Below are 5,511 nucleotides of genomic sequence, written 5' to 3'. Positions count from 1 at the left end.
GTGCGCGCCTCGTAGGTGCCCCCTTGCAGGACATGGAAGCCGAAGGCCGCGAAGACGGCCAGCGTGGCCACCAGAATCGCGGCCGACAGCCAGGCCGCCCATCTCCGCCGCGCGAACAGGCCCGCGCCGGCCAGCACATAGGCGAAGCCTGCCAGGGTGTTGAACCAGAGCACGAAGGGCACCGCGTCGCCGACCGCGGCGCGGGCTTCGGGGCCGCCGAACAGCGCCCGGCCGCCCGCGGCGATGGTCAGCAGGCCGAACAGCACCGCCACGCCGGCGGCGATCCGCAATCCTGACCGGACTTTGCGAGTGGATGTCATGTGCTGGCTCCTTCCCGGGGCTCCAATCGGCCGTCGCGCAAGTGAAAGATCCGGTCGAACCGGTCGTAGATCTTCTCGTCGTGGGTCACGGCGATGATGCAGGCGTCCTGCTCGGCCGCGAGCTTGCGCAAGAGGTCCATGACGATCCCGGCGCGCCTGGAATCGAGCGCGGCGGTCGGTTCGTCGGCGAGAATGATGCGCGGGCTGTTTGCCAGCGCCCGGGCGATCGCGACCCGCTGCGCCTCGCCGCCCGACAGGTTCGCCGGCATCGAATCCTTGCGGTTTCCGACCTCGAGATAGTCGAGCAGTTCGGTGGCGCGCCCGCGGGCGGCCGTGCGCTCCCGCCCGGCCAGTCGCAGGACCAGCGCCACGTTGTCGGTCGCGTCGAGGAAGGGCAGCAGGTTGTGGAACTGGAAGATGAAGCCGATCTTGTCGAGGCGCAGCCGCCGGAGATCCTGGCGCAGCCAGCGGTCGTCGTAGACCGTCTCCCCGTCCAGGCGCAGGCGGCCGCCATCGGGTTCGAGGATGCAGCCGATGACGTTGAGCAGCGTCGTCTTGCCCGAGCCCGACGGGCCGAGCAGCGCCACGACTTCGCCGGCGCCCACCGTCAGGCTGACCTCGCGGAGCGCGTCGACGCGCGTCTCGCCCTCGCCGAAATGCTTGGAGATCGCGGCGGTCTCGACGAGGGTCTCGCGCGCGCCCTGCCCCATGGCTCAGCTCCCCAGCGCGGTCGCGGGATCGACCTTCAGCGCGGCGCGGACGCCGAGGCCGCTCGCGGCGATGCAGACGATGACGATGATCGCCGCGAGCGCCAGCGCGTTCACCGGCTCCAGCACCACGCGGCGCGGGAAGTAGTCCTTGATCAGCAGCACCAGCGCCAGCCCGAAGACCCAGCCGACAGCGCCGAGCGCCAGCGCCTGCTGGACGATGAGGCCGACGATGGTGCGGTCGGGCGCGCCGATCAGCTTGAGCGTCGCGATCTCGCGCAGCTTCTCCATGGTCATGGTGTAGATGATCAGCGCGATGACGACGGCCGAGACGGTGAGCAGGATGCCCATGAAGAGGCCGATCTGCCGCCGGGCGCGGTCGACGACCGACCTCGTCAGCAGCAGCTCCTGATCGGCCTGCGTCAACGCCGAGAGATGCTTCCATTGCCGGATGGTCGCCGCCACCGCGTCGGGCGCGACGTTCGGGTCGAGTCGGGCCAGCACGGCGTTCACCGTGTTCTCGCTCTGGGGGGGCGCGCCCCGGGCGGTCTGGACACGGGCCGCCGGCGGCGCCAGCTCGAACTGCAGGATCTGGGCGTCGCGCAGGGGCAGGTAGATCGCCGGGTCGCCGCCGGAATTCACCTGGTTCTCGACGAGACCGACGACCTCGAACCTGTCCCGCCCGAGGGGGACGCGGTCGCCCAGCGCCAGCCCGGCGCCGGAGTCGGCGATGATCTCGTGATGGCTGCGTCCGATCGGCCGGCCGGCGACGAGCGCCAGGGGCGCGCCCGGGCGGCCGGGCTCGAAGCCGACGAGATAGAGCCGGTGCGTGCGCCCGGCGAAGTCGACCTCGGCGGTCTGGTAGGTCACGCTGCCGGCCTCGGTCACGCCGTGCAGCCGGGCGATGGAGGCGCGCGTGTCGCCGGGAATGCGCGATGCCTCCGCGAAGGGCCCCTGGGTTCCCGATTCCACCACCCAGACATCGGCGGCCGGGGCCCGGACGATGGTCAGCGCGTCGATCACCAGGCCGTTGTAGATGCCGATCATCGACAGCACGACCGCCATGAGCAGGCTGAGGCCCAGACAGGTCAGCAGGAAGCGGAACAGGTTGTGGCGCACGTCCCGCCAGGCGAGGTTCATTGCCCGGCCCCCCCGCGCACGGTGGCCCTCCGCCCTTCCCCGAGGCCGGTGACAGGGGCCGCCACGATCCGGGCGCCCTCCGGCAGGCCGCCGACCACCTCGAGACGCGCGTCCTCGCCGCGGAGGCCGAAGTCGAGATCGGCCTGCGACAGGCGGCCGTCCTCGACGATCCAGACCCGGCCCGCGCGGCCGTCGAACCGGCTGACCGCGATCTCGGGCACGAGCAGCGCCCGCTCCAACCGCGCCACGGTGATCCAGACCTCTGCCTGTTCGCCGAGATGGATCCGCGGCGGGCATTGCCCGCATTTGACCCAGACCCGGCGCTCCTCGTTTACCCGGTCGCTCTCGATGCCGATCCGTTGCACGGTCGCGGGATAGCTCGCCCGCGGCTGCGAGCGCAGCCGGACCTCGGCGGCCTGGCCTTCCTCGATCGCCCCGGCCCGCGCCTCGTCAACGTAGGCGAGCACCCAGACGCTGTCGGGCGCCATCAGCGTGAAGATCACCTCGCCGGGCTGGACCACCGTCCCCGCCTCGACATGCCGCTCGACGACCACGGCGTCGAAGGGCGCCGCCAGCACGTGATGGGCGAGGATCGCCTGCTCGTAGGCGAGCGCCGCCCCGGCATCGGCGACCTGCGCCCTGGCGACCTCGACCTCGCTCAGCGCGACGGACAGGTCGGCCGTCGCGACGTCCTCGTCGCGCTGCGCCTGTTCCGCGGTCTGATGCGACACGGCATTCCGGCCGAGGAGGGTCCGCTGGCGCTCGTTCTCACCCCGCATCTGGGCCAGTACCGCGCGCGCCCGCTCGACGTTTGCCAGGGCCTTCCTCACGGTCATCTCGGCGGCGAGGCTCGCCGCCTCGGCCCGCCGGACCCGCGCCTCCTGCTCGGCCGCGTCCAGGTGGGCAAGACTGTCGCCCTTCGCGACGAGATCGCCGTGATCGGCCGCCAGCTCCATCAGGGCGCCCCCGACCTCGAAGCCGACCTTCGAGACGATCCGGGCCTCGACGGTGCCGAGGCCGAACACCCGGATTATGGTGCTCTCTTCCGGCTCGACGATCGTGACCGCGACAGGTCGCGCCGCGAGGAACGCATATGCCCCGCCCAGAAGGGCCGCCAGAACGAGCAGGCCGGCGAGCCGGCAGGTCCAGCGCGCCTTCATGCGAGCGCCTCGCTGTCGACGGGTGCGACGGACGACCCGCGCAGCAGCCCCAGCTGGACCGAGAGCAGCCGTGCCCCCTCCGCTTCCAGGGCGAAGGCCCGCCCGGTCAGCGACCAGCGCACCGCCAACCCCTGGACCAGCCCGATCAGGAGAAAGGCGGCGTCGTCCGCGGCGAGGTCGCGGCGAAACGCGCCGGCATCCTGTGCCCGCCGGATTTCGCCCGCGACCGCGCCGTGAAACCGGCGCATCAGCGCGAGGAAGCTCTCGCGCAACCCGTCGTTCGCGACGTGCAGTTCGCGCGAAAAGAGGATCGCGGGAATGGCCGGGGTCGCCTGGATGAGGCGCAGCTGCGCCCCGATGAGCCCCGCCAAGCGGTCCTCCGGCTCTCCCGGCCGCGCGAGCACATCGTCCCAGGCAGTCGTCATCCGTTCGGCGATCACCTCGGCGACCGCCTCCCATATCGCCTGCTTGGCGGGAAAGTGCCGGAAAACCCCCGGCTGGGTCAGCCCCACCGCGCCGGCGATCGCCTCGACGGTCAGGCGATCCGGACCCACCTCGTCCGCCAGCCGCATCGCGGCCTCGAGGATCTCCGTCCTTCGCTGTCCAGCGGGCAGGCGACGCCGCATCTCGCTCACGCTTGGTTAGTGACTACTCACAAACTAGGCGACCCCGGGCGCGGTTTCAAGCGTTGCGCCCACGGACCTGCCACGGACCACCCCGCGAGGGACGCGCGCCCCGAGCAGGTCTGGCGGTCAATCGGCGCGCAGGGCGGGTCCGGTCAACTTCACCCGCGCCTCCAGCCCGCCGTCACTGCCGGGTCGCGGCGAGGTCAGCACGAGCGGACTGCCCATCCGCCCGGCGATCGCGGCGACGATCGCGAGGCCGAGACCGCTGCCGTCGGACCGGCTGCTCGCCCGTTCGAAGCGGCCGGTCAGGCGGGCCAGCGTCTCGGGGGGCAGAGCCGGGCCGGCGTTGGCGACGATCAGCTCTCCGTCCCCGCGCAGCGTCACCGCGACGGGCGCGTCCGGGCTGCCGTGGCGCAGCGCGTTGTCGAGAAGGTTCCGCAACAGGATGCCGGCGGCGTCGGGGTCGATGTCCGACATCACCGGCCGGTCGGGAAGCGACAGGCTGACACGGTCGGGACTGGCCATGCCGCCGAAGTCCCCCACGACCGCGCGGATCACGATGCGCAGATCCGAGCTGTGGTCGAGCCGAACTCGGCCACCTTCGGCGCGCGCCATCTGCATCAGGCGTTCCGCAAGCCGCGTCAGCCGCTTCAGCGTCGCTTCGATGTCCGCGGCGCGCCTGCGAGCGGCCGGGTCGGTGGTTTCGGTCCGCAGGCGTTGCGCCTGGGCGATGGCGCCGGCAAGCGGCGTTCGGAGTTCGTGCGCGGCGTTGGCGGCGAAGCTGCGCTCGGCATCGAAGGCGGTCTTGAGGCGCGCGAGAAGGGCATTGAGCGTCGTCGCCACCGGCGCGATCTCGGAGGGCAGATCGGCGGCGGGGACCGGCGACAGATCCCGGGCCGTGCGCGCCTCGAGCCGTTCGCGGAAGCGCCGCACGGGCGCGATGCCGGCCCGCACGGCGAGCACGACGGCGCCCAGTGCAACCGGGATGACAAGGACGAGAGGGAGCACGAGACCGATCTGGACCTCGCGCGCCACCATCGCCCGGTGCGCCAGCGGTTCGGCCACGGTGATCCGGACGGAGCCCTGCAATGCCTCCTCGCTGTAAAGCCGGTGGGTCGGCGTCCGGGCGAATCCCGGTCCGGCATAGGCCGGGAACGCCGCCGGGTCCGCGGCGTGGGATTGCAGCAGGACGTGCCCGTCCGCGTCGCGTACGACGTAGGTGAAGAACTCGTCGTGCTGCCGGACCGCCGCGAGCCGCTGGGCGAGGTCGCCCTCCTCGCGGCCGACCACATCCATGACCGCCAGCGGCAGGAGCCGCTGCGCCGTCTCCTGCAGCGCGGAGTCGAAGACCTCGTCGAGCTCGCCGCGCACGACGAGCGCGGTCACCGCCGCGGCGCCGAGCCACAGCAGCGTCAGGAGAAGGCCGATCGAGAGGCCCAGCCGGCCCTGCAGGCTGCGCTGCATCCTCACGGGCTGCCAAGACGGTAGCCGAGGCCGCGCTCGGTCTCGATCACGCCCGCCCCGAGCTTCTTGCGCAGCCGGCTGACATGGGCCTCGA

General features: G+C 72.1%; 7 protein-coding genes. All 7 read right to left on the bottom strand.

Translation table 11 applies throughout. The annotated features are described in order from the left end of the window. Nucleotides 1-320: hypothetical protein (locus KBA23_RS15455; protein WP_290742737.1), on the bottom strand; the 320-nt coding region annotated here is incomplete at its 3' end. Beyond that, on the bottom strand, nt 317-1,030 hold the full coding sequence (locus KBA23_RS15450) for an ABC transporter ATP-binding protein (protein WP_290742734.1): 714 nt from the start codon (nt 1,028-1,030) through the stop codon (nt 317-319). The genes KBA23_RS15450 and KBA23_RS15455, both read right to left, overlap by 4 nt. Before the next feature lie 3 nt (nt 1,031-1,033). Further along, nucleotides 1,034-2,167, bottom strand: coding sequence for an ABC transporter permease (locus KBA23_RS15445; protein ID WP_290742732.1), 1,134 nt, complete (start codon nt 2,165-2,167; stop codon nt 1,034-1,036). Next, complete coding sequence (locus KBA23_RS15440; protein ID WP_290742729.1) at nt 2,164-3,327, bottom strand: efflux RND transporter periplasmic adaptor subunit; 1,164 nt, start codon at nt 3,325-3,327, stop codon at nt 2,164-2,166. The genes KBA23_RS15445 and KBA23_RS15440 overlap by 4 nt, the downstream gene beginning before the upstream one ends. Next, nucleotides 3,324-3,953 (bottom strand): TetR family transcriptional regulator, encoded by a 630-nt coding sequence (locus KBA23_RS15435; protein ID WP_290742742.1) that lies wholly within the window; start codon nt 3,951-3,953, stop codon nt 3,324-3,326. The genes KBA23_RS15440 and KBA23_RS15435 overlap by 4 nt, the downstream gene beginning before the upstream one ends. A 126-nt stretch (nt 3,954-4,079) precedes the next feature. Next, nucleotides 4,080-5,423, bottom strand: coding sequence for an ATP-binding protein (locus tag KBA23_RS15430; RefSeq protein WP_290742726.1), 1,344 nt, complete (start codon nt 5,421-5,423; stop codon nt 4,080-4,082). Continuing rightward, nucleotides 5,420-5,511: winged helix-turn-helix domain-containing protein (locus KBA23_RS15425; protein WP_290742740.1), on the bottom strand; the 92-nt coding region annotated here is incomplete at its 5' end. The genes KBA23_RS15430 and KBA23_RS15425, both read right to left, overlap by 4 nt.

It is taken from the genome of Amaricoccus sp. (assembly GCF_017995835.1).
In the GTDB taxonomy this organism is placed as follows: domain Bacteria; phylum Pseudomonadota; class Alphaproteobacteria; order Rhodobacterales; family Rhodobacteraceae; genus Amaricoccus.
Note: the sequence above shows the minus strand (reverse complement) of the source record. Positions and strands in the feature narration are given on the sequence as shown.

Bases quoted from the DNA above. Each gene is read 5' to 3' on its own strand.
- KBA23_RS15450 (WP_290742734.1), bottom strand. From the start codon at position 1,030: ATGGGGCAGGGCGCGCGCGAGACCCTCGTCGAGACCGCCGCGATCTCC.
- KBA23_RS15445 (WP_290742732.1), bottom strand. From the start codon at position 2,167: ATGAACCTCGCCTGGCGGGACGTGCGCCACAACCTGTTCCGCTTCCTG.
- KBA23_RS15440 (WP_290742729.1), bottom strand. From the start codon at position 3,327: ATGAAGGCGCGCTGGACCTGCCGGCTCGCCGGCCTGCTCGTTCTGGCG.
- KBA23_RS15435 (WP_290742742.1), bottom strand. From the start codon at position 3,953: ATGCGGCGTCGCCTGCCCGCTGGACAGCGAAGGACGGAGATCCTCGAG.